Source organism: Sphingobacterium gobiense (genome assembly GCF_002980575.1).
Classification (GTDB): Bacteria; Bacteroidota; Bacteroidia; order Sphingobacteriales; family Sphingobacteriaceae; genus Sphingobacterium; species Sphingobacterium gobiense.
This window is the reverse complement of sequence record NZ_PVBS01000004.1, coordinates 88235-111622: the sequence shown is the minus strand read 5'-3', so window position 1 is coordinate 111622 and position 23388 is coordinate 88235. Positions and strand designations below refer to the sequence as shown.

Sequence of the window (23388 nt, the reverse complement as noted above, 5' to 3'; positions counted from 1 at the left end):
CAAAAAGCTCTCCAAATTTTGTTGATTTCGAGCAAAAATAGTTTTTTTTTCATGAATAAACATCAGTAAACCCAAATTATTACAAACTGAGACGCTTCAAGAAATAATCCTCCGGCCATGTATAATCATCGTTCTTCGCATTTTCAATACCGTAATCGGCGAACACTAGCAGCTCACTTTCCGACTCCAACGCTTGGAATGCAGTGCCATACCCTACGGGAACATGTAACACTTGTTGGTCTTCGGCTTTCAATATCCGCTTTTCGACGGGTAATTCCTGCGATGCGTTTTCCCAATCATCGATCTGTATCAAGTCTAACGCAAAGGTGCCTGAAAGTACATAAAACCAACGTTGTTCCATACGGTGGGCCCGCCAACCGCGGATCAATTCGGTGTCTGTATTCTTAATCATATAAAAACGCTTCACCTGGCTCATATCAAAGTCGTTGACAAATCTGATCTGACCCCGATGGTCTTTTGCAATTCCTCCTATGATGGATTTTACTGTATTTTCTTTCATTACTATACTTTTATAGCTGTTTCTTAGATACGGAAGTATTTACAAATCACCCATGTTTTTGAAATTAGATATAGCACACTTGATCCACCTAACAGTACCAGCGCAAATATCCACTGTGTGGTGACGTCCTTATTGGCGAAGTGGATTACAGCAAGACCTATGATAAACTGAATGGCTCCATATAAAAAGGAGATCAGCAGCTTATTGACACCGGCTTCGTTACCCAAGAACTGGTATAGATGGGAGCGGTGTGCTTCAAAGATGTTTTCTCTGAGATATAAGCGGCGGATAATCGTCCACACCGCATCGATACCATACACAGTTAGGAATAGGAAATAAAGCAGGTTACCGGTTTTGATAATGAGCGACCCTAAAGCGAACAGCAAAATGTAGGCGATGGCCACAGAGCCTACATCGCCGGCAAAGCATTTTGCTTTCGCGCGGAAATTGAAAAACGTGAATACTAACACGCCTAACATCGTATACGCCAAAAGATCTTGTGCTACGAAGTTTACTTCACGGTTCACCAACATCAACAGGCCACCGACAGCTAGGCTGTAACAGGCTGTGATACCATTGATCCCATCCATGAAGTTATAGGCGTTGATCACCCCGACCACCACAATAAAGGTAATCAGTAGATAATACCAAGGCATTTCAAATACATCCAATTGGTAGGTCATTAACAACACGGATGTAAAGTGAACCAGCAGACGGATCCTATTGGACAGTGTTAAGATATCGTCCAGAAAAGAAACGACGGTCATCATCGTCAGGCCCAAGAAGAACCAAGGGTATTGAAAACCGGACAAAATAAAATAAGCCAAAGCGCCCACATAGAATATAATCCCTCCACCACGCAGGGTGATAGCGGTATGCGAGGAGCGCTCATTAGGCTTGTCTATGATATTGAATCGGTCTGCTACACGAAAGTACAGCAGTTCTAAAACAAATAGGGTGATGAATATTGTAAGGTATGTCATTGTTTTGCTATCTGTAATTTTACGAGTTACGAAAACTCTTAATCGTCTTCTCCAAGCCTTCCTTTGCGGTGAGTGGCAACTTAACGATACCAAGGGCTTGTTTGATCTTGGTGTTGGAAACCACATAAGATTCGGTCAGCTTTTTAAGGCGTTCGGAATTTAGTGGTAAGGGTAAGATATCCCCAATCTTCACGAGGCTTCTGATCAGCCCAGAAGGGATCTGCCACAGCTTTGGCTTCTTGCCCAAGGTCTCAGCGATCAGTGCCACCAGTTCGTTGGTTGATAGTGCGTCGTCATCGGCAAAGTTGTACACACCCGAGGGCAGAGTCGTATCGATCAACATTTGCTCCATCAGGTAGCTCAGATTGTCTATACTTAAGAAAGACCGTTGATTGTGAAATGCCGCCAGTGGCCAAGGAATACCCTTTTCAACCACTTTGTACAATAGGTTTAGGTTTCCTTTATTGCCCTGGCCATGGATCATGCAGGGACGGATGATAAACAATCGCTTGCCTTCGGGCAATGCCTGCGACAGGAGGTACTTCTCTGCCTCTAATTTCGATTTACCGTAGGGTGTATATGGTTTGCCATCGATATCTTCTCGTAAAATATCTTTTACTGTATCGGCGACAGCTTTAACTGAGCTGAAATAAAAGAAGTCGTGAATATTCGATTTTAAATACTCTTCAAATAACGTAACGGTCAGGTCACGATTCACTTCAAAATATTCTTCTGGCTGAGACGTATTAGATGTATCGTGTGCCTTTCCTGCCAAATGAATAATAGCTGTTCCCTCATGACATAGCAATTTCTTCCAATTTGGATCCCTCAAAGATAAAGTCTGTATATGCGCCCCCTTATTATTAAGATACGCCATCAGATTCTTTCCAACAAAACCGGACGCCCCTGTTATTTGAACATTCATATAATTCATATATTTTTACTTTTCCACAGATAGGATTCTCTCTAGTTTATCCAAAACAACGTCTCTTTTAAATTCGCTATTAAAATAAGCCAGTCCATTCGCCCCCATGATATTCCTCTCTTCCTCAGAAAGAGAATATAGTTTCATTACATTTTCTGCTAGTTTAATGACATCTTCAGCTGGGCTAATAAATCCTGCCTGCGCTTCCTCCACAATTTGTCCCCCCTCACCATCTAAGCTAGCTAAAATCGGTTTCCCACAGGCTAAATATGATTGAATTTTTGAAGGAATGGTCAATGAAAAAATATAGTCTCTTTTTAAGGAAACATATAAAGCGTCTGCATGTGCAAAAAAATCAGCCATTTCCGTAGGTGGATATCTTCCCATGAAATGAATATAATTCATCAACTCTAGTCTTTTTGCCTTTTTTTGCAGAACATCTTTATATCTGCCGTCACCTATAATAATCCAATTAACAGCAATCCCTTTATTTAGAACTATCGTCGTCGCATCAATAAAGGTGTCTAAACTCTGAGCTTCACCTAAATTACCAGCAAAAAAAATTTTGAACCCTTTAGGAAGAATATCTTCATACTTTAACGCTTCCTTTGGAAAATAAAAATCTTCCGTCGTGTTTGGTAAGTATTCAATCTTTTGTCTTTGAACACCCTGTTTAAGTATATATTCGTTGAAAGCTCTTGATTGAACTAATACGTATCTTGATTCCTTATATATCCAACGAGTTAACTTATCGAAAAAATAGAGCACAGATCTATTCGTTACTCCGCCAGCGGCAGAGAGCGAAGCTGGCCACAAATCCTGTACCCAAAATGCTATGTGAGCTTTAAAAATATATTTAGCCGCGATCGCTGGAATTCCTACCGTTACCGGCGATGGTTCAAAAACTAAAATACTATCAATTTTCTCCTTTATACGCAACACAGTTATAGTTCCCCAAAAGGCAAATGATATATAGTTTAAAAACAAGCGTAGTCCACGACCATTTCCTCGAGTAACAAGCCTTGATCGGTAAATTTTAATACCATTCCAAACTTCAAATTTAGGTTTATTATTATAACCTTTAAAAAGCTTACCTCCGGGGTAGTTTGGCAAGCCTGTTAAAATAACAATTTCGTGCCCCCGATCTTTCAATCCTAAAGCAATATCATTAATTCTGAAATTTTCAGGCCAAAAATACTGAGAGACAATAAGTATACGCATTAAATAGAATATTGTTTATATAAATCTGGATGATTTCTGATCCATTGTAATTGCTCTTCTAACATAGTCTGATAACCAGGAACTTTATAATCGAAATCCGTCCGGATACTCACTAAACTTTTATTGATCTTATATCCTGTATAAGGCTCTATCATCATTTCGTTGTTTCTGAAAACTTGATTAAATAAAACCAATAAGCCATGTTTGTCTATTTTGTGTTTTGGAGCAATCTGAATAAGTCCCCTTAAATCTTGGCTAATAGCTTCAACTATTACTTTTGCTAATTGAAGTGTCGTTATGCCCGACCAAAAAGCCTCAGAATAGCCTTTTAATATTTTTTCTCGAGTTTGCGTCATGAACCAATGAAACAATCCAATTCCTTGATTATTAATTTCAGGGCCAATAATGGATGTTCGGATTGTAAGATCTTTTTCATTGACAATTTCACCAAGGGCTTTCGATTGTGCATAAAACCCAATTCCATCCTTGACGTCTTTTTCCGTATACTCTCCTCGACTCCCCGAAAAGACACAGTCCGTACTGATATGAATCAATTTGGTCTGGCTATTTTTTAATACTTTCTCTAGAAAGTGAGGAAAATAACTGTTAAACCAAATCGCCTTGTCAGGATTATTTTCAGCATCTTCATTTAATATACCGATACAGTTAATTACATAATCAAAATCATGACTGTTAAGAATGGCTTCGACTTCTTCTGATTTACTGACATCTATATTGAATATATTTTCGCAAGTTGATATGTTTCTTGCCATACCAAATACCTCGAAGATTTTATTTTCTAAGTAATAATTAAACAACAAGTGTCCTGCCATTCCTTTTATTCCTATTATTAAAACTTTCTTCATGAGTGCTTCTATTTATTCCAGATTACTCGATCAACAATTGATGTATAACTCATTATAGCTTTCACAACTCGATCCGAACTATTCTCTACATCATATTCGAAAGGAAGTTTTATTTCTGGATTGAATAATCCCCTGGCGATCTCGATAGCATTTATCATTTGTTCCTTTTCAATTCCCCCTAATACTATTGTACCTGCATCTATAGCTTCTGGCCGTTCAGTACTTGTTCTAATACTTACGGCTGGAAATCCCATCATTGCAGATTCTTCGCTGATAGTTCCACTATCCGATAACACGACAAACGATTTCTTCTGTAGTTTAACATAATCAAAAAATCCTAAAGGAACAACATTCGAAACAAGGTCATGAAATACTATACCATTCTTATTTATCCGATTCTTTGTCCTTGGATGTGTGGAAAAAACGATTGGTTTATTGTATCTTTCAGCAACACTATTGATCGAGTCGACTAATTCCTCAAAATTATCTCCAAGATCAATATTCTCTTCCCTATGTGCACTCACCACGATAAACTCATTTTCCATGAGTCCTAATCGTTCTAAAACATCGCTACCTTCGATTTCAGTTTTATAACGTTCTAAAACCTCCCGTAGTGGTGAGCCTGTAACAAAAACATGATCTTTTCTAAATCCTTCGCTTAACAAATACCTTCTACTATTTTCTGTATATGTTAAATTTATATCTGAAATATGATCAGATATTTTTCTATTTATTTCTTCAGGAACATTTTGATCAAAGCATCTATTACCGGCCTCCATATGAAAAATAGGAATTTTTAGCCGTTTAGCTGCGATCGTACTCAGTACACTATTTGTATCTCCAAGAACAAGAAGCGCATTAGGCATCTCTTTAGATAATATTTCGTAGCTTTTTGCTACAACATTTCCAATCGTTTCTCCCAAATGACTTCCCGCTACATTTAAAAAGTGGTCTGGTTTGCGTAAGCCAAGATCTTCGAAGAAAATCTCATTAAGCTCATAATCATAATTTTGTCCAGTATGAATCAAAATATGATCAAAGTAAATATCACATTTTTTAATACATTCGGCTAATCTAATTATTTCTGGTCGCGTTCCCAGAATAGTTACTACCTTCATTTTTTTCATTACAACCTTTTTTAAACTACTTGTTCTATTTAAATAAGTCTAATTTCTTTAATAGTTTCTTCACTCCTTCAATATTTTCTCTTTTTGTGTTATGAGAGTTGTAATCCTCTATTTCTGGACGAATTTCTGTTCCTTCCGAAAAGTATTGAGCATAATTCAAATCTCTATTGTCAGCAGGAATACGATAGAAATTCCCCATGTCTTCCGATTTTAACATTTCTTCTCGTGTGCAAAGTGTCTCGTACAGCTTCTCTCCATGACGTGTGCCAATAATCTGAATTTCATTCTCTGCACCCTTTATTTCTTTAATTGCCGATGCTAAATCGCCAATCGTGGCTGCAGGGGCTTTATTTACAAACAGATCACCAGGATTCCCGTGCTCAAATGCGAATAATACTAATTCAACAGCCTCCTCCAAAGACATTAAGAATCTAGTCATAGATGGATCAGTAATCGTAAGCGGCTCTCCTTTTTCTATCTGCGATAAAAACAAGGGTATAACTGACCCTCTAGATGCCATTACATTTCCGTAACGTGTTAAACAGACTACCGTTTCAGTCAAATTACGTGCTTCCGCCACAGCAACTTTCTCCATCATAGCTTTAGAGATTCCCATTGCATTAATTGGATAAGCGGCTTTGTCTGTTGATAGACAAATCACTTTTTTAATTTTATTGACAGCTGCTGCGCGAATAACGTTCTGTGTCCCTATAACATTGGTTTGAACAGCTTGCATAGGAAAGAATTCACAAGAAGGAACTTGTTTCAATGCTGCTGCATGAAATATATAATCAACCCCTTGCATAGCGTACTCTACGCTATTATAGTCTCGAACGTCACCGATAAAATATTTAATTTTATCATTTCTATAGTGGTTTCGCATATCGTCTTGCTTCTTTTCGTCGCGAGAGAAAATACGAATCTCTCTAAAATGGTTTGTCTCCAAAAAACGATTTAATACAGCGGTCCCGAATGAACCTGTTCCCCCAGTTATGAGAAGGACTTTATTGTGAATTTCCATAAGAAAAAAGCGTTTTATATTTGTTAATCAATTCCTGATTGTTCAGAATTTTCTCGGCAAATTCCGAACAGTTCTTTTTCATTATTAAATATTTATCTGGGGGCATTTGACAACACAGATTTATGATACTTTGAAAAAAAGATATTTCCAAAGGCAAATCCCATCCTATACCTCTATCTTGAAGATCTCTCCATGGAGTATTTTGTGAAATAATAACGGGTATTCCGACGGAAAAAGAATCCGAAATAGACTGTCCAAAGTTTTCGCCCAACGTAGGTAAAACAAAAAAGTGGTAATTTGAAAGAACAGACAAAACTTTTTCGTATTGTAATTCCCCTTTATAAGATATTGAGACATCCTGATTAACATTGTTAACCTTTTGAATCATTTGATTGCTACGATTCCAATATTCTTCGTCCTCTTTCGGTCCGTATATATCTAGTTCTATTTTACCTTGAGCCTCAATACCTTTTAAAACTTCCAAAAGAAATAAAAGATTCTTAATCCTTGCTATCCTAGCGATAAAAACTAACCGGAGTTTTCCTCTTTCTTTTATAGTTGTTTCAATATTATCATGAACAAATTGTGGTGACATTCCTTCCGCTAAGAAAACATTCGAATCCTCTCCAAAGATTGACTTTATTGCTTTGTATTCATCTTCTGTTGTTGCATGCCATATAACTTTTCTATAAAGCCCTAAAAATAATGCTAATCGAATATAAATTCTCTTTTTTAGCGATTTTATACTTAAAGCTCCTGAGTTAAATTCGCCACGAGGAGCTACTATAACAGAACTTCTAAAACGCCATAAAGTATGTATGAACAGCACACCAATGCTAAATAACGGACTGAAAAAACTATTTAGGTATACCGTGTCCACCTTTCCAAATTCTTTAATCAATTTAGATAACATGTTCAATTTATTTCCTTGAAAATAATACACATGCCCTCCATCTCTTTTTACCCAAGTATTGAAATCCAAATTTGGATAAGGTTTATCTTCTCCAAAATCTCTATCAGTGGTAAATACTCGAAAATTATAAAAACCACCTATCTTTAAAAGTATAGCCTGGATACTTCGAATTGGCCCCCCAAATTTAAACCCTGGAATGTAATGGTTTATTAAAATAAGTACATTATTTCTGTCCATCAATAGTTTATTTCACTATTTCTATTGCATATTCCTTAACTAAATTATTATATATGGTCTTGAAGTCATTAATATTTTGAGCCTCCATTCTTACAACACGATTTTTCTTTTCATAGAAGTAGGTATCTTTTCCCCACCATACAATTCCATCAACCTGTTTCCCGTTATATTTAACTTTCCTAATATCCCTTATTCTATTTACAAATAGATTCTTGGGAATCACCTCAAACCAATACCTTTTCTCTTTAGTGTTATTATCTCCTTGATATCTATGCCAAACCATTGGGAATACTTCCTTGTTCAATTCTGATGCAAGAGAAATAGCATAAGAAACGTCGTTCAGTGAACCAATATAATTAGGAGTGTAGCCGTACATAGAAGGGTATAAAACGTCGCATTCTCTTAGCAATTCTAATATTTTACTATGGCTTTTTAATTTAGTCTCTTTATTAGAAAATCTTACGTCACGAAAAGGAATTTCAAAAAATCCCCACTTTACATTAGGCCTAAGTTTTTTAGCGAAAGAAATTGCACGAATAAACTCAGCTCTTATATCTTTAAAAGCTTTAGTTTCTGTCCGAGAATGGGCCAGTATATGGTATGCTTTTCCTTCCCAATCAAGCATACCATATCCATATTCATTTTTATCAGGAAACGCCTTAACAATGGCTGCTTTCATAACCTCCAAATCAGCTTTTAACGGATCTTTTGGATATATATCAACTCCATAGATAACCTTTAATGTTTCTATATTTTTATTTTTCAATTCAGTATATGTTGTCTCCGACAAATCATCCATTCCGATAAGTAATTTTGTTTGAGAAAAAATCAAACTTGCCCAATTAAGAAGAAGAAATGTTAATAAAGTTTTCAGCATAGAATGTTCCATTTTAATGATATGCTCCTATTTTTTTTAGCGATTCGAATTTTTCAATGTCTCTCATTTTGATAACCTTTGCAGGATTTCCTCCAACAATTGCATATGGAGGCACATCTTTTATCACTAGTGCCCCTGCTTGAATTATTGCACCTTCACCAATAGTTACTCCTCCCAAAACTATCACTTTTGATCCCATCCACACGAAATCTTCTATTGTTATATCTTTTGGAATATGCGTCTCATCATAAGGTATCTTCTCTCCATTATAATTATGATTGCTAGATATTAAAAGACAATCAATTCCTGAATGAAAATAATTTCCTATAACGACCTTGCCTATTCCATGAATTTTTATTCCATTGAAATTTACAAAGTCCCCTATAAATGTATAATTATTGAGTTCAGATCTCCCCCATACCTTCAAGCCTTTTCCTACAGATCTCGCTTTACGCATCACTAGCCATCTATAGAGGGAACCTTTAAGGTTCTTATATTTTAGATAAATTGAATGAATCATATTCTTTTATTAAAAAGATAATTAGAACTAAAAAATGTTATAGAAAATATAATAAGCCAAGACACTGTATTAACTTGAGCTGCAAAAACTATTCCTTTATCACTTAGGTAGGCAAAATTCATAATCAAACTAAAAATAACAGCTGGTAACGAAGAGTAAACTAATAACCAATTCTTTTTAAAAAATTGAATAATTGGAGAATATATCCAATAGAAGGCCTGTAAAATATTACTTAATATCATCCAAATTATAAGCGAGTCACTCCCTTCATATTTATTCCCCAAGATTTTAACCAAGTAACGACTCAACAAAAAATAATATAATATTCCTATCAATAAAAAGCCTATCATCAGACTATATCGTTTTTTATTCAAAGCGAGAGTGTTCACATTTTCATCGGCTAAATATTTGAAAACATACGGGACCCAAGCTCCATTAAAGGAAACCGCTAATATTTGCAAAATCGACACTATTTGAAATGTTGCAGAATACAAAGCCACTGCAGAATTATCAATCCTATTACTTATTAAAAAACGATCAGATAACGCGAACAAATAAGCCAATAAACTATTCAAAACAAGAGGGAAAGAATAAGAAAGGATAGATTTTATAAATACCCAATTGGGCAAGACTCCTAAATTATATTTTTTCTTTAGAAGACCAAGACTAATAAAGCCAAATAGAGAGAATGAAATTAATTCCATTAAAACTATATTTTGAAGACTAAGTAGATTAGTATAATTTAGAATGAGAACGGATATAAAAAATGTTATTGTTTGTGAAAGCACTAATATTGCAAAAACTTTATTCCGATTTTCACACCTTAATAGTCCTCTTTCGATATTATTTATCGCCGTGAAATAACTAATTAGCATTGCTATAAGTATATAGTTACTCTTAAGGTCAAACATCCGTTCAAAAATATCTTGAGGTATGAAAAAAACTAGAATCAAACAAAAAGTACATATTAACGTCATAATGAATAACGCTGACGTAATAAAATTACCAAATTGCTTTCTTTCGAAATTGTAAAAATTACGAATGACTGCTTCCGACACATTGAATCCGATAACGGGAATTAGCACATTAGTCAGAGCTTTAACTAATGAATAAATACCATAGTCATTCAATGAAAGTTCTCGCGTAAACAATGGTAACAATAAAAATGGAAATACCTTATTTAAAAAATTAATCACTGTATAAACAGCAACTGATTTAAACAATCGACTTGAAGTTATTACTTTAAGCATAATAATTAAATGCTCTTAAAAAACGTATTATAATAGGATTGTATTGTATCTACCCCCTTCTTAAAAGGGGTCTCAACATACTCAATCGGAATCTTTTTATAAGAAACGTTGGTTTCTGGAAAAATTTTTTTTAAAGAAAACAACGCTGTAGAATAAAATGATATAATATCTGTAGGAATAACACCGTTTTTTACACAAAAAATCTCTATAATATCTGTGAGCTTTAAAACAGAGATATTAAATTGGTTAAATAATTCACTTAACTCACTGACGTCTTCAAACCGATGAGGCAAGTATATAATTCTTTTAGACGAATTAATACTGCCGAAAACCTCAGTTAACATTTCTTGATAAACAATCACACTTTTTAAAACACCAGCATTCACAAGATTGGCTCCTACAAAATAAACAATCTCTTCATTTTGCTTAGTTACATTGGTTCTAAAAGATTGTAATAATTCAAATGAGTGCTGAATCAAATCATTCCGGTTCTTCGGGGAAAAGGAAAACATTGAAAACCAATTAACTTCAACCTTTTTTCTATCTGCCAGTCCATATCCACTACAAACCATTTTTTTTATCAAGGTGCCAATATTGAAAAGAGGGTGGCAGTCAATAAAATAATTTTTGGAACTAATTTCCTTATCAAGTGTCAGAGTAGCAGCCCCATCGTCCAACGAATATAGGTTTTGAAAATTAATATTAGTGATAAATAGTCTATTAGAATATTCTCTAAGATGTCCTACGAATAAATTTTTTATTTCCAATTTGCTTAGTTTTTTTATAATTTTCAACTTGCTCAGAAAATAACCCCACGAATTTCTATACTCTATAAATAAATAATCAACATCAAAGGCTTGATGGAGAAGTTCAATCACACTTTTTATTTGTTCATTTTGATTTCTATTTTCACCAAAATAAATCACCATACAAGATTTTTCCTCGTGACTTTGGGAAAATCGATTTATCGCTTCAAAAGCACTTAAAGTCTGAAATGGCGATGCAACAACAAAGAGATTATTCATAATTCTTTTTTTTCGAAACTTCTGATAAGTGGCATGCAAATAAGATGGATACTGGGAATAAATATCTCGGCGCGAATATTGGAGAGATACAAAATATCACTAAGTAAATAAATCCAAAGTATATAAAATCATTTCTTAGCCATTCCTTTTTTCTCACAGCATGATACAAAAGAAACATATTAAATAGACTTTGGGAGAATACAAACAGATTGTTATATAGATCAGAAGTATCAAAAACCTTATTGAATCTAAATATTAACCCGCCGAATAAAAACAATGCTTTTGGTATAAACGCTATGACATATCCAAAAATTTGATTTTGAATCTGTATGAGAACGGAAAAAAGGCCTGATCCTTCGGTTGCGTTCTCTGCTCCAAGAGTAGCAACATCATCGACATAAGAAAAACTGGACAAATTCAACGGATAAATTATTGAAATGGAAGCAATTAGAACAAACAGTGTCAGAAACCTTCTTTTCCGAAAAGGATTAATAGACATAGTAGCAAGAGCAAAAATAATAGATACAACACAAAGCTGCCATCGCACAAGAAATGACAACAATACCCCCCATAAAAGGTATTTAGTTTTTCTAGTACTATTATACTGTAATAAAAGAGCCAGAACTAGAAATGAAAAAATTTCCTTATTAATTCCAATAACACTTCCTATCATTAATGGGGATACAATCAAAAGACACAAAAATTTCGTTCCATTTATGTTGTAATTAGATATAATTTTCTTAAATGCAGTATAAAAAACAAACATGTTCAGAAAAAAAACCAAATAGTAGTTACCATTTAACAGCTTTAAAACGGATAATGGGCCTAGCAAATTAAAATTTAGATTTCGTAGCTCTGACAAACTCAAATCAGCCCTAAAAAGCATCATATAGGTTTCCGAATCAGCAAAAAAATCAAAGTCTATTCTTTCTTCAATAGCGTCTATTCCCCATATATTGAGGAATAAAAAGCAAAAAGCAAAATAGAATATAAAGATTACATTATAAACTTTCATTTTTTTGCATTAAAAAAAGCAGTTCTGCTAATTTAAAATCAATATCCGAATCTATATCAATAGAAGCACCTCTCGGCATGACATACGCAAAGGATTTTTTTGAATACAAATTTTCAGTTTCGATCTGTTTTGTACTAACAACATAAATTGCTCCATTTGGTAAATATGTCTTTTTATATTCTTGTCTATTACTCATCATACTATTATGAAATACATCAATAAACCGAAGTTCCTCATCTATATATTTACTCCAAAAAATCGGATGCTCCATCTCCGTATAGCTTATAACTGAATCCGCCCTCTTTCTGTGAAACAGTTCTATAGATTCGTCAATATGGCATTCAGTTCGTAACGGGCTTGTGGGTTGCAGGATGACGACACTGTCATATTTTTTACCAAATTTCTCACTTAAAAGCGAGATAGTATAAATTATAACATCTATAGATTTAGCGGTATCGCTTGCAAGCCTGTTAGGTCTCAATTCCGGAACCCATCCCCCCCATTCGGTTGCGATTTCTGCTATTTCCTGCGAATCGGTCGATACAAAAACATCTGTTATATACTTACTTTTTGCCGCAGCTTCAATAGTATAAGCAATAAGAGGTTTCCCACATAAGGGTCTTATATTCTTTCCAGGAAGTCCTTTCGAACCACCTCTCGCAGGAATAATGGCTAACATATTTTTTTATTTTTATTAAAAAGTTTTTCAGAATATTTCTAGAAGAAACTATGATATAAAATAAATTTCTTCTCTCTCTATCGATTGTTACTTGAAGATTCTCCTCTCAAAGTAAAAACACGAAGATATTAAAAATCACTAGTGCTAGCTTCGCTTCTAATTTCATAATTTTATATGTTTAATATCCTCTTGTGCCTTCTCAAAATCCTCGTGCTTTCCAATATCTAACCAATAGCCATTTATCGGATAAGTTACGAGTTTTAAATTCATTTCAATAGCCCGATCCATCAAATCTGTAATATCAAAAAATTGATCTTCAGGAATCATCTTCAATAAATCACGCTTCAAAATATAAATCCCAGCATTCGAATAATAAATGTAACGAGGTTTTTCCTTCAGCGATTTAACACTATTATGATCGTCTACCTCTAATACTGCATAAGGAACATCTACATGATAAGAGGTTGCAGCTACTGCCATATCAGCGTCGGAATTCTTAAATGTTTTGAAGAAATCAGCATAATCGATATTCGTCAACAAATCACTATTCATGACAATCACATCCTCATGTTCAAAATCTTCTACTAAAAGAATCGATCCAATTGTACCTAGAGGTTTATTCTCCCGTACATACTTGATATTTAAATTTCTATCAGCGCCGTCACCGAAATAGTCTACCAGCTGGTCTCCTAAATAATTAATACTTAAGTTGATATTTTTTATTCCGACCTTTTGTAATCGATCTATATTGTACTCAATTATAGGCTTTTCACCGACCTTTAGCAAAGGTTTAGGCGTTTTTTCCGTCAAAGGCCGTAGTCTTTTGCCTTCTCCTCCAGCCATCAAAACCGCATCAGCGGGTATTAACGTTGACTTTGTCCTAAAATTTAGGATGTCTACGATAACATCATGCTCGTTTAATATAGGAACAATTTTAAAGTTATTCGCCCGCAATGTTTCCAATGCATCTAAGCTATATTCCTTGTCCAGAATATATTTTGGACAAGGTTGAATAAAATCCAACAGTCCATGATCAAAATCAAGTCCTTTAATAAATCCTCTTCGTAAATCCCCATCGGTCAACGACCCTAACAATTTATTTTGATCGTCAACAACAAATAAAATAGCATCAGAAGCTAGCTGATCCAGCTTAATTAGTGCATCGCGTACAGATTCCGATCGATCTATAGTATGCTTTTCAACAATATTCATTATGATATACTTATATTGTAAAATTTCTTGGTTCGCAACTTATTTAAATCAATGCTTGTAAGCACCCTTCCTATCTTCTCCACGGTGTTTCCGTCGCCGTACGGATTAACGACCTCTCTTATGGATGCCTGGAATGAGGCGTCTTTCACTTTATCGAAAGCAAACATTATCGCTTCTTTTTCCACATTACAATTCAACACACTTTCTGCCTGTATCCGCCCACGCTGACGATCGCCTATATTAATCGTAGGCGTTTTCAATGAGGGTGCTTCAATTATGCCGCTGGAGCTATTTCCTATTATGGCGTCACAAATATTAACAACAGATAAGAAGCGTAAACTACCAAGGGAACTATGGGCGGACGCCTTATCAGGATTTTTAGCCACATAATCATCGATCATTTGATTGATAACACGTCCGTCTGTATCGGCATTTGCCTTCGTGAAAATAAAATAACTGTCTGCCTGTTCCTCAACAGCTTCTAACAAGACACGGAATTGTTCTTCAGAAGACAAGTCCGATAACGTTTCTGGATGGAAAGTAACTTGATAATTATACTTTTTAAATCGAATCCCCAAGTTGGCTTCGAGCTCCTCTCTGGAAAATAATGACGCGCCTGATATGTTATCAAGTCCTATAGCTCCAACATTATAAACCTGTTCTGGTTGTTCGCCCATCTGGATTACCCTCTTTCTATATCCTTCTGTCGAGGCGAAGTGTAACGCGCTTAGCTTGCTTATCGCATGCCTTATCGCATCGTCATACGCTCCTTCTGTAATCTCTCCTCCATGCAAATGAATAATCGGGATATTGAAAATAGTAGCTGCGGAGGCGACAGACAACATCTCATATCGATCACCTAAAATAATGACAGCGTCGGGAGACAACCTGGAGAAAGCTTCCGCATAACCAATCATTCCTAATCCCATCGATTTTACAATGCCCGTTGGCGTATCTGCTGACAGCAGCATTTCAACTTTCTCATCTATTTGAAATCCGTCTTCCTCTAAGAATCTATACGTCAATCCGAACTCGGGAGAAAGGTGAGCACCTGTGACCAAGGTTTGTAACTCGAATCGCTCGCTTTCAAAGAGATATCCCATCAGTGGTTTTAGTAGACCATATTCAGCTCTCGTAGCTGTAACAACACAGATTTTTCTCATGGCATACTAATTAAATCGTCTTCTTCGAAATCTTGCATAGCAATACTTCCTCTCACCTCATCCCATCGCATAGGTGAAATACCTGTACCAGGTCTTTTCACCGTGAGATTTTCTTCCGAAAAAACTTCGCCTTTTTTAATTGCGCATTTTGCCACAATACTTTTCCTTGCTACGTCCATATTCTTTTTTTCGGACATACTAGGTTCTTTTATACCGGAACCTGAAATCGCCAGCTCTATATTTCTAATGGCCGAGCTCATCGCTTTTAGCTCCGCTGGATCCAATGACGCAGCGTGGTCAGGACCTTCCATAGTTTTATCTAAGGTGAAGTGTTTCTCTATAATACGTGCGCCCAACGCAACCGCAGCGATCGGAACCTCAATTCCAAGGGTGTGGTCGGAATAACCTATTTCTGTATTAAACGTTTGTCCAATCTGCAACATTGCTTTAAGATTAACATCTCCCATAGGAGTTGGATATTCCGTATTACAATGCAATATCGTTATTTGACTGTCGTCAATTCCCTCTTTCTTGAAAACGTTTACCGCCAATTGTATATCTTTAAGCGTACACATCCCTGTGGACAGGATCACCTTGTCAAATAACTGAGCCGCTTTACGTAAATAAGGTAAATTAGTAATTTCGCCGGACGGTATCTTTACTAAATCTAACCCTATATCTTTCAGATATTGTAGAGAGTCCAAATCAAAAGCCGTCGAAAAAAACTTTATACCTTTCTTTTTACAATATGCAATCAGACGTTCATGGTCTTCGTGGGAAATCTCCAATTTTTTCAACATATCCAATTGAGAACCATCTGAATTTCCAGTGCTCTGAATTTGATAATCAGCTTTTTTCGCTGACTTGGCGACTAATTTATCTGCTTTGAAAGTTTGGAACTTGATGTAATCTACATCTGCTGCCACCGCAGCATCGATCAATTTAAATGCGTTTTCTAGACTTCCATTATGATTAACACCAGCCTCTGCTATTATAATAACTTTACTCATACTATTTTCCTTTTCGCAGGATTTCCGAAAACAACCTGCCCATCTTCAACATCTTGTATTACTACAGCACCAGCTCCCACGATAGCGTTTTCTCCAATCCTGACGCCTTGCTTAACCACAGCATTCGCACCAATAAAAGTGCCATTACCTACACTTACATTCCCTGCGAGCACCGCACCTGGAGCGATATGAGCGAACCGTCCGATTGTACATTCGTGCTCCACGACACTTCCTGTATTTAATATACATTGGTCTCCAATACTTGCCAATGCATTAACGGAAGCATGAGCATTTACAAATACACCCGCTCCAAAAATAACGGTATCACTCACCCAACTCGATGGATGGATGATGTTCGTAAATCTTCCTCCATTTTCTATAACATGCTCGGTTATCCGACGGCGAATTGTATTGTCTCCTATCCCAATGAAATAACGGATATCTTTCTGCCAGTCGTAATCTTGCGCTCTTTCGTTACCCAGATATATTAAGTCATATGGATTCTTTATCGAAGGGACCGATTCGCAATAACCAGAAATATGGATATTGTTCATTCGCGCCGCCTCAATAACAACGTAAGAATGACCAGAGTAACCGATTATAGCAACACTATTTGACACTACTAGGTATATTTACTATCCTTTCTTCTAAAAACTCCGCATTTTTTTGCGCATCTCGTTGACATTTTTGATACATCGGCAAGCGGTACATCAATGTCCAAATTGGCCGAGTCATTACACCGTTCTCGTTGGTTATCTTCAAAAACTCGTCTCGTTCTGCGTTATCACTCAGTTCTACACACATCAACCAATAGTTAGCACGCGTATTGGGAAGTTCCTCGCGGAATTTGATATTTGATGTCTTAAAAAAATCAGCGTATTCTTTAGCGAGATTCCTTTTAGCCTGTAAAAACCCTTCTAACTGTTCTAATTGTGCGCATGCTAAAGCCGCATTTAAATTAGGCATTCGAAAATTATAGCCTAGCTCATCGTGGAAAAATTCGTACGGGTGCGGTTTTTTCGCAGTGGTCGTTAAATATTTGGCCTTTGCTCCGATTGTCAGATTATTTGTAACGATTATCCCACCACCACCACTGGTAACGATCTTATTTCCATTAAAAGAAAAGCCGCCTAACAGGCCTATCGAACCCGTATGCTTGCCTTTGTAAAAACTCCCGAGTGATTCTGCGGCATCTTCAACAACCGGAATTTTCCATTTGTTACAGACAGTTAATAACTCTTCAAGGTGTACTGGAAAACCGAACGTGTGCATGGGCATACACGCCGCTATTTTATTCCCGGTTAATTTATTGTAGCAACCATCGTCTCGCAGCTCACCAAGCTCCTCGAGAAACGATTCAGTAGCTTTGGGAGATAACCCCATCGTATCTAAATCAACATCTAAGAATACGGGAGTTGCTTGATTATAAGCAATAGCATTAGCGGTTGCAACAAAAGTCAACGCTTGAGTAATCACCTCATCTCCCGGACTAACGCCCGCTAAGCGCAGTGCAACTTGTAAAGAAGAGGTTCCGTTTACAACGGCTATGGCTTTATGTGTATTTGTGATATCTTGCATTATCGATTCGAGTTTATCTACATAAGCTCCCACCGATGACACAAAAGTTGAGTCTACCGTCTCCAACAAATATTTTTTTTCGTTTCCTCGGAAACGTGGTTCGTGAAGGGGAATAAACTCATCTGTCTTATATTGGTCTCTGACAAAAGACACTAGTTGTTTTACATTATTCATACATTACATCTTTGCATCAAGATATTTGCCTGTTTCTTTGTGCCCGAAATCCGGTATCATTTTGAAGAAGAGTTCAACAATTTCTTCCTTCTGCCAACGACGCTGCGCCCTAAGACTGCTTATTTTGTCTTCAAATAAAGCCAATTTGTCTTCTTCTATATTAAGCGTATTTTTAATCACTCCTAGGTTCATAAAACGTTCCATATCCAACACCTCTTTATCTGTGAAAAACTCTTCAAAATCTTTCTCCCCAGTGGTATCACTTGTTGTAAATAGGCATGGCCATTTCTTTTCTGCCGGCAAAGTATGGATTAGCCTTCTAGCCTCTGCCTCATCTTTACAAAGATAAGGCTCATACCCTATCTCTTTTAAATATTTCTCTGCAATTTCAGCAAAAGTGATTAAATGTAACTCTTCACTTAGTTTTGGAAAGAAGATATCACGGTTCTCACCAAAAATACAAGACATTAAACATAACTCCCCGGATTCTTTAGGGATAACAAAGTAGCGTTTGATGTCATTTGGCGCTACAATAGGCTGCTTTTTCTCGATACGCTTATTGAACCCATGAAGTAAGGATCCATCAGAAAATGCCACATTGGCGAAGCGCGCTGTGGAAATGGCAATATCTTTACTCCTACGCATTAGAAACATTTCCATAATACGCTTCGAAGCGCCCATCATATTCACTGGATTTGCGGCTTTATCTGTCGAGACGCAAAAGTACTTTTTTATGCCCTTGTTGATAGCTTGCTCTAGCGTCTTGTCAGTATTGAAGACATTGACATCAATCATCCGCATCAATGTATAGGGGTCCTTCTCACTTCTTACGTGTTTTAGCGCGGACAGGTTAAGTACATAGTCATATTCGCCATCAGCTTCCCAAAAAGCATCGTATTCGATAGATCCAATATCCAATGCAAAAGTTTGAAAATCGCCATCAATATATCCAAAAGAACTTCGAATATCTCGAACTAACTCTACCATGTTATTTTCACTAATATCAACAACATGTAATTTCCTAGGATTCCTTTTAAATATCTCTTTTGACGTTGCTTGGCCTATTGATCCTGCTCCGCCTATAACCAAGAATCTCGATGATGAAACAATACGACACAGTTCATTCTCGTGCTTTTCTATGTCTTCAGAAAACAGCTCTTGCTTTCTGCCTATTAGATTCAATATATCCATTTCTTATAATCTTGCGTCTACCAAGCTCCGGTCTAAACAGGCCTTAATATCAAACACAATCGCATCATCTTTCTTCAGAATATTTAAATCCATCCTCAAAAATTCAGTGTGTGAAACCGCTACGATGATCGCATCATACTTTTTTCCTCGTTCTAACGCAGAAACGATATCTACCCCATATTCATGCTTCACTTCTTCCGCCTCTGCCCAAGGATCGTAGATATCAACGTCTACGCCATATTCTTTCAGTTCCCGATACACATCAACTACTTTCGTATTACGAACATCCGGACAGTTTTCTTTGAACGTGACTCCAAGAATCAGAGCATTTGCAGCACTCACCTTGATATCCTTTTTGATCATAAGCTTTACCACCTTAGAAGCGATAAACTCCGCGACTGAATCATTTACCCGGCGACCGGACAAAATCACATTTGGATGATATCCTAATTGTACGGCTTTGTGAGCCAAATAATACGGGTCTACCGAAATACAATGCCCGCCAACTAAACCTGGCTTATATTTCAAGAAATTAAACTTTGTGCCCGCCGCCTCCAACACATCGTTTGTATCGATTCCGATCCGATCAAAAATCAACGCTAGCTCGTTGACAAAGGAGATATTAACATCACGTTGGGCATTTTCAATAGCTTTAGAAGCTTCCGCGACCTTGATATTAGGGGTTTTATGCGTCCCCGCTTTAATAATCGTTTTATACAGTTGATCAATCTCTTCTGCGATATCCGGTGTCGAACCAGAAGTTACTTTTTTGATCGTGGTTAGGGTATTGACTTTATCACCCGGCACAATGCGTTCAGGCGAATAACCGACAAAAAAGTCCTTATTAAATGTCAAACCTGAATACTTTTCAAGAATAGGCACACAGTCTTCTTCCGTACAACCTGGATAAACTGTAGATTCATAGACAACGATATCACCTTCTTTGATGACTTTACCCAACATTTCAGAAGCTTTTAACAAAGGTGTCAAATCAGGAGCGTTGTAACGGTCAATTGGTGTAGGTACCGTAACAATATAAATCGTAGCCGTTTTTAATTCTTCCAAGGAACATGAAGCTGCATACCCTTTTTCAAAATTTGTATCAACCGCTAGCTGGATTCCCTTATTAAGTTTTTCTAGGTCAGCTTCCAAGGTACGGTCCTTTCCGCTATTCAGCTCTTTTACACGTTCTTCATTGATATCAAACCCAATTACTGAAAAATATTGCGAAAATTCTATTGCTAAAGGTAGGCCTACATATCCCTGACCTATGACGGCTATTTTTTTCATTTATGTTTATTTTCTAATTCTTGTTATTGTTTACTATTGACGTGTTAATTTATTTCTTCCCGTTTTTCTCGTTTTCTTTATCATATACGATTTTACGCAATCCCGAACTCGAAAACCGATGATCGCGGCTATTGAAATACAGCTCGATGCCTTTTTCTTCACAGAATTTTCTGCCGGTAAAATCTTTGTCTTTATATTCATCACCAACAATACGGACATCGAGCTTAAATGAACGCAGGATGTCTTCGAGGTCTTGTTCGGTAGAGTATGGCACGATTTCGTCAACATATTGGCAGCCACGAAGCTGGATGTAACGTTCTACTACGGTTTGTGTTGGTGCATTTTTTTCTGGACGGTCTAAGGTAGGATCCATTTGCAGACCACAAATAAGATAATCACACTGACGCTTTGCTTCGGCAAGCATCATGATGTGCCCGGCATGTAATAAATCAAAAGTGGAAAAGGTAATGCCGACACGTGGTCCGGGATTATAATCATCTCTTTTTCTAACTATTTTTTCTTCCATATTATCATCTATTTAATGCTTAACTGCTCCATATCGGTATGCGTTGCACCGCAATGAGCAATAAAAGTGCCAAGAGTATCCTAAATTATTCCCCTATCGCATAATATTTAAACCCCAATTCTTCCAACTGTTTTCTATCCAGCAATTTCCGACCGTCAAAAACGAAAGCGGGCTTTTTCATCCCTTCTTTAATTTGTGCCCAATCATACGTTTTAAATGCTTCCCATTCGGTCAGGACGGCAATAGCATGCGCACCATCCATAGCTTCATAAGCGTTATCGACCACTTTCACCAAGCGTCGATTTGCCTCTGGTGCGCGCGTACCGAGCGCATCTAAATCTTTATATACCTGCGCTGCGGACACTTTCGGATCATAGACAACAACCTGTGCTTCCTCATCCAGTAGGTGGTCGGCAACGTATATAGCAGCGGATTCCCGTGTATCATTGGTGTCTTTTTTAAATGCCCAGCCCAAAAAAGCAATTTGTTTACCATTTACGGTATTATACATCGTCTGTATAATTTTCTCGGCAAATCGGGTTTTCTGATGGTCGTTCATGATAATAACTTGTTCCCAGTAATCGGCTACGGCGTGCAGGTTATAAGAACGTGCAATATACACTAGGTTCAGAATGTCTTTTTGGAAACACGAACCTCCAAAACCGACCGAAGCTTTTAGGAACTTTGGCCCAATACGGGAATCCATACCTACAGCTTTTGCGACTTCATCTACGTTAGCTCCGGTTGCTTCGCAAAGCTCAGAAACGGCGTTGATCGAAGAAACACGCTGTGCAAGAAAGGCATTGGCCACTAGTTTCGACAATTCCGACGACCATAGATTTGTTGTTAGAATTCGCTCGTTTGGTACCCAGCTGGCATATATCCCCACCAGTGCATTAATGGCTTCGGTATTTTCACCTCCAATTAACACCCGATCTGGGTTATGTAGATCCGCAATAGCTGTTCCTTCTGCCAGAAACTCTGGATTGGAGAGAACATGAAAGTTCACTCCACTACTGGTATTATCTAAAATACTTTTTAGTGTTTCTGCCGTACGCACGGGAAGCGTCGATTTTTCGACAACTATTTTATCATCTTTCGCGACTTCAGCAATTTGACGGGCACAGAGTTCAATAAATTTTAAATCGGCCGCCTGTCCTTTACCTTTTCCATACGTCTTGGTTGGCGTATTGACGGATATAAAGATCATATCTGCCTCTTCAATCGCCTTGTCAACATCGGTATCGAAAAACAAATTACGACCGCGTGCTTCGGCAACGACCGCATCCAGTCCTTTTTCGTAAATCGGAAGCTTCGATAAATCTTCCTCATTCCATGCCGCTATGCGCGCTTGGTTGATATCGACCACTGTTACTTGTATATGAGGATTCTTTTGGGCAATAACAGACATGGTCGGCCCACCTACGTAGCCTGCTCCGATACAGGTTATTTTTTTAATTTGCTTCATCTGTTATCTGTATGTTGAGCGCTCATTTGCTTATCCGACACACGTTCCTTGCGGTACACTACAATGTAACTCCCGCTACTGGGCTTCTCGAACTGCAACCCAATTTTTTTATTGATCAATTTTTCTGTTTTCGCCGCTACATTGCGTAAATAGTCTTTGTCTAGGTCTTCTCCCAGCACAACAGCATCTAACTGATCAGACTCCTGTCCTTTGGCGTATGCACCCACGAGCATAACTTCATGCACGTCGCCCGCCCGCTCCATGACTTGATCAACTACTTTGTCGACTCCTAAAAAGGAATGCACTAAACGTTGAACAGGATTGAACAGGGGGTGTTGGGTGTTGGCTTGGTACAGTACTTTCTTCTGCTCTTGCTTCCGCTCCAAAAAGCCTGCTTCTGTTAATTGATTGAGCTCTTTGCGGATGGCGTTGGTGGATTCGTCGAATTCTTCAGCGATACCACGCAGATAGCCGGTATTCCCTGCCGATACAAAAAATTTGATCAGTAGTTTTAATCTTGTTTTGGAAGTGATCAACGCACCTAACATAGACTTGAAATAGATTGAGCAACAAAGGTACTCGATAGATTTCTAAAAT

General features: G+C 37.2%; 24 protein-coding genes. All 24 read right to left on the bottom strand.

From position 1 onward, the window contains the following. Positions 1 to 79: 79 nt before the first annotated feature. A complete protein-coding gene (locus C5749_RS16790) occupies positions 80 to 520 on the bottom strand; it encodes a WxcM-like domain-containing protein (RefSeq protein ID WP_105727395.1) in 441 nt (146 codons plus the stop codon). Positions 521 to 543: 23 nt separating this feature from the next. Then, the gene (locus C5749_RS16785) at positions 544 to 1503 is read right to left on the bottom strand and encodes an MraY family glycosyltransferase (RefSeq protein ID WP_105727394.1); all 960 of its coding nucleotides are present in this window, start codon (positions 1501 to 1503) and stop codon (positions 544 to 546) included. A 19-nt stretch (positions 1504 to 1522) separates the two neighbouring features. Continuing rightward, positions 1523 to 2428, bottom strand: a complete 906-nt coding sequence (locus C5749_RS16780; protein ID WP_105727393.1) for an NAD-dependent epimerase/dehydratase family protein — start codon at positions 2426 to 2428, stop codon at positions 1523 to 1525. A gap of 15 nt (positions 2429 to 2443) precedes the next feature. After that, positions 2444 to 3649, bottom strand: coding sequence for a glycosyltransferase family 4 protein (locus C5749_RS16775; RefSeq protein WP_105727392.1), 1206 nt, complete (start codon positions 3647 to 3649; stop codon positions 2444 to 2446). Beyond that, entirely contained in the window at positions 3649 to 4515 is an 867-nt protein-coding gene (locus C5749_RS16770; protein WP_105727391.1) for a dTDP-4-dehydrorhamnose reductase family protein, read from the bottom strand. The genes C5749_RS16775 and C5749_RS16770 overlap by 1 nt, the downstream gene beginning before the upstream one ends. Before the next feature lie 8 nt (positions 4516 to 4523). Next, complete coding sequence (gene wecB / locus C5749_RS16765; RefSeq protein ID WP_105727390.1) at positions 4524 to 5642, bottom strand: non-hydrolyzing UDP-N-acetylglucosamine 2-epimerase; 1119 nt, start codon at positions 5640 to 5642, stop codon at positions 4524 to 4526. A 25-nt stretch (positions 5643 to 5667) separates the two neighbouring features. Further along, positions 5668 to 6663, bottom strand: coding sequence for a polysaccharide biosynthesis protein (locus C5749_RS16760; RefSeq protein WP_105727389.1), 996 nt, complete (start codon positions 6661 to 6663; stop codon positions 5668 to 5670). After that, positions 6647 to 7813 carry a glycosyltransferase gene (locus C5749_RS16755; protein WP_105727388.1) on the bottom strand — a complete coding sequence of 389 codons (1167 nt, stop codon included), beginning with the start codon at positions 7811 to 7813 and terminating at the stop codon, positions 6647 to 6649. Before C5749_RS16755 ends, C5749_RS16760 begins: the two co-directional genes overlap by 17 nt. A gap of 7 nt (positions 7814 to 7820) precedes the next feature. After that, positions 7821 to 8690, bottom strand: a complete 870-nt coding sequence (locus C5749_RS16750) for a hypothetical protein (protein WP_146113779.1) — start codon at positions 8688 to 8690, stop codon at positions 7821 to 7823. Positions 8691 to 8703: 13 nt separating this feature from the next. Next, positions 8704 to 9210 carry an acyltransferase gene (locus tag C5749_RS16745; protein ID WP_105727386.1) on the bottom strand — a complete coding sequence of 169 codons (507 nt, stop codon included), beginning with the start codon at positions 9208 to 9210 and terminating at the stop codon, positions 8704 to 8706. Next, a complete protein-coding gene (locus tag C5749_RS16740) occupies positions 9207 to 10460 on the bottom strand; it encodes an oligosaccharide flippase family protein (protein ID WP_105727385.1) in 1254 nt (417 codons plus the stop codon). Before C5749_RS16740 ends, C5749_RS16745 begins: the two co-directional genes overlap by 4 nt. A 5-nt stretch (positions 10461 to 10465) precedes the next feature. Further along, positions 10466 to 11485: a glycosyltransferase family 52 gene (locus tag C5749_RS16735; protein ID WP_105727384.1), complete on the bottom strand. Its 1020-nt coding sequence runs from the start codon at positions 11483 to 11485 to the stop codon at positions 10466 to 10468. Beyond that, positions 11478 to 12500 (bottom strand): hypothetical protein, encoded by a 1023-nt coding sequence (locus tag C5749_RS16730; RefSeq protein ID WP_105727383.1) that lies wholly within the window; start codon positions 12498 to 12500, stop codon positions 11478 to 11480. Before C5749_RS16730 ends, C5749_RS16735 begins: the two co-directional genes overlap by 8 nt. Continuing rightward, the gene (locus C5749_RS16725; RefSeq protein ID WP_105727382.1) at positions 12487 to 13179 is read right to left on the bottom strand and encodes an acylneuraminate cytidylyltransferase family protein; all 693 of its coding nucleotides are present in this window, start codon (positions 13177 to 13179) and stop codon (positions 12487 to 12489) included. Before C5749_RS16725 ends, C5749_RS16730 begins: the two co-directional genes overlap by 14 nt. A 162-nt stretch (positions 13180 to 13341) precedes the next feature. Further along, on the bottom strand, positions 13342 to 14391 hold the full coding sequence (locus C5749_RS16720; protein WP_105727381.1) for a nucleotidyltransferase family protein: 1050 nt from the start codon (positions 14389 to 14391) through the stop codon (positions 13342 to 13344). Beyond that, the gene (neuC, locus tag C5749_RS16715; protein ID WP_105727380.1) at positions 14391 to 15554 is read right to left on the bottom strand and encodes a UDP-N-acetylglucosamine 2-epimerase; all 1164 of its coding nucleotides are present in this window, start codon (positions 15552 to 15554) and stop codon (positions 14391 to 14393) included. The genes C5749_RS16720 and neuC overlap by 1 nt, the downstream gene beginning before the upstream one ends. Further along, entirely contained in the window at positions 15551 to 16564 is a 1014-nt protein-coding gene (neuB, locus tag C5749_RS16710) for an N-acetylneuraminate synthase (RefSeq protein WP_105727379.1), read from the bottom strand. Before neuB ends, neuC begins: the two co-directional genes overlap by 4 nt. Continuing rightward, positions 16561 to 17184, bottom strand: a complete 624-nt coding sequence (locus C5749_RS16705; protein ID WP_181151497.1) for an acetyltransferase — start codon at positions 17182 to 17184, stop codon at positions 16561 to 16563. The genes neuB and C5749_RS16705 overlap by 4 nt, the downstream gene beginning before the upstream one ends. Further along, entirely contained in the window at positions 17174 to 18316 is a 1143-nt protein-coding gene (locus tag C5749_RS16700; protein ID WP_105727377.1) for a LegC family aminotransferase, read from the bottom strand. The genes C5749_RS16705 and C5749_RS16700 overlap by 11 nt, the downstream gene beginning before the upstream one ends. Positions 18317 to 18319: 3 nt before the next feature. Beyond that, complete coding sequence (locus C5749_RS16695) at positions 18320 to 19507, bottom strand: UDP-N-acetylglucosamine 4,6-dehydratase (RefSeq protein ID WP_105727376.1); 1188 nt, start codon at positions 19505 to 19507, stop codon at positions 18320 to 18322. 3 nt (positions 19508 to 19510) lie between these two features. Beyond that, on the bottom strand, positions 19511 to 20797 hold the full coding sequence (locus C5749_RS16690) for a nucleotide sugar dehydrogenase (RefSeq protein WP_105727375.1): 1287 nt from the start codon (positions 20795 to 20797) through the stop codon (positions 19511 to 19513). 49 nt (positions 20798 to 20846) lie between these two features. Next, a complete protein-coding gene (locus tag C5749_RS16685; protein WP_105727374.1) occupies positions 20847 to 21323 on the bottom strand; it encodes an adenylyltransferase/cytidyltransferase family protein in 477 nt (158 codons plus the stop codon). A gap of 85 nt (positions 21324 to 21408) precedes the next feature. Beyond that, complete coding sequence (locus C5749_RS16680) at positions 21409 to 22791, bottom strand: nucleotide sugar dehydrogenase (protein ID WP_105727373.1); 1383 nt, start codon at positions 22789 to 22791, stop codon at positions 21409 to 21411. Next, on the bottom strand, positions 22788 to 23339 hold the full coding sequence (locus C5749_RS16675) for a helix-turn-helix domain-containing protein (RefSeq protein ID WP_181151496.1): 552 nt from the start codon (positions 23337 to 23339) through the stop codon (positions 22788 to 22790). The genes C5749_RS16680 and C5749_RS16675 overlap by 4 nt, the downstream gene beginning before the upstream one ends. Between the last annotated feature and the right edge of the window lie 49 nt (positions 23340 to 23388).

What these genes read in the sequence shown, in the direction of transcription:
- C5749_RS16790 (WP_105727395.1), bottom strand. Translation starts at nt 520, where the DNA reads ATGAAAGAAAATACAGTAAAATCCATCATAGGAGGAATTGCAAAAGAC.
- C5749_RS16785 (WP_105727394.1), bottom strand. Translation starts at nt 1,503, where the DNA reads ATGACATACCTTACAATATTCATCACCCTATTTGTTTTAGAACTGCTG.
- C5749_RS16780 (WP_105727393.1), bottom strand. Translation starts at nt 2,428, where the DNA reads ATGAATGTTCAAATAACAGGGGCGTCCGGTTTTGTTGGAAAGAATCTG.
- C5749_RS16775 (WP_105727392.1), bottom strand. Translation starts at nt 3,649, where the DNA reads ATGCGTATACTTATTGTCTCTCAGTATTTTTGGCCTGAAAATTTCAGA.
- C5749_RS16770 (WP_105727391.1), bottom strand. Translation starts at nt 4,515, where the DNA reads ATGAAGAAAGTTTTAATAATAGGAATAAAAGGAATGGCAGGACACTTG.
- wecB (WP_105727390.1), bottom strand. Translation starts at nt 5,642, where the DNA reads ATGAAAAAAATGAAGGTAGTAACTATTCTGGGAACGCGACCAGAAATA.
- C5749_RS16760 (WP_105727389.1), bottom strand. Translation starts at nt 6,663, where the DNA reads ATGGAAATTCACAATAAAGTCCTTCTCATAACTGGGGGAACAGGTTCA.
- C5749_RS16755 (WP_105727388.1), bottom strand. Translation starts at nt 7,813, where the DNA reads ATGGACAGAAATAATGTACTTATTTTAATAAACCATTACATTCCAGGG.
- C5749_RS16750 (WP_146113779.1), bottom strand. Translation starts at nt 8,690, where the DNA reads ATGCTGAAAACTTTATTAACATTTCTTCTTCTTAATTGGGCAAGTTTG.
- C5749_RS16745 (WP_105727386.1), bottom strand. Translation starts at nt 9,210, where the DNA reads ATGATTCATTCAATTTATCTAAAATATAAGAACCTTAAAGGTTCCCTC.
- C5749_RS16740 (WP_105727385.1), bottom strand. Translation starts at nt 10,460, where the DNA reads ATGCTTAAAGTAATAACTTCAAGTCGATTGTTTAAATCAGTTGCTGTT.
- C5749_RS16735 (WP_105727384.1), bottom strand. Translation starts at nt 11,485, where the DNA reads ATGAATAATCTCTTTGTTGTTGCATCGCCATTTCAGACTTTAAGTGCT.
- C5749_RS16730 (WP_105727383.1), bottom strand. Translation starts at nt 12,500, where the DNA reads ATGAAAGTTTATAATGTAATCTTTATATTCTATTTTGCTTTTTGCTTT.
- C5749_RS16725 (WP_105727382.1), bottom strand. Translation starts at nt 13,179, where the DNA reads ATGTTAGCCATTATTCCTGCGAGAGGTGGTTCGAAAGGACTTCCTGGA.
- C5749_RS16720 (WP_105727381.1), bottom strand. Translation starts at nt 14,391, where the DNA reads ATGAATATTGTTGAAAAGCATACTATAGATCGATCGGAATCTGTACGC.
- neuC (WP_105727380.1), bottom strand. Translation starts at nt 15,554, where the DNA reads ATGAGAAAAATCTGTGTTGTTACAGCTACGAGAGCTGAATATGGTCTA.
- neuB (WP_105727379.1), bottom strand. Translation starts at nt 16,564, where the DNA reads ATGAGTAAAGTTATTATAATAGCAGAGGCTGGTGTTAATCATAATGGA.
- C5749_RS16700 (WP_105727377.1), bottom strand. Translation starts at nt 18,316, where the DNA reads ATGAATAATGTAAAACAACTAGTGTCTTTTGTCAGAGACCAATATAAG.
- C5749_RS16695 (WP_105727376.1), bottom strand. Translation starts at nt 19,507, where the DNA reads ATGGATATATTGAATCTAATAGGCAGAAAGCAAGAGCTGTTTTCTGAA.
- C5749_RS16690 (WP_105727375.1), bottom strand. Translation starts at nt 20,797, where the DNA reads ATGAAAAAAATAGCCGTCATAGGTCAGGGATATGTAGGCCTACCTTTA.
- C5749_RS16685 (WP_105727374.1), bottom strand. Translation starts at nt 21,323, where the DNA reads ATGGAAGAAAAAATAGTTAGAAAAAGAGATGATTATAATCCCGGACCA.
- C5749_RS16680 (WP_105727373.1), bottom strand. Translation starts at nt 22,791, where the DNA reads ATGAAGCAAATTAAAAAAATAACCTGTATCGGAGCAGGCTACGTAGGT.
- C5749_RS16675 (WP_181151496.1), bottom strand. Translation starts at nt 23,339, where the DNA reads ATGTTAGGTGCGTTGATCACTTCCAAAACAAGATTAAAACTACTGATC.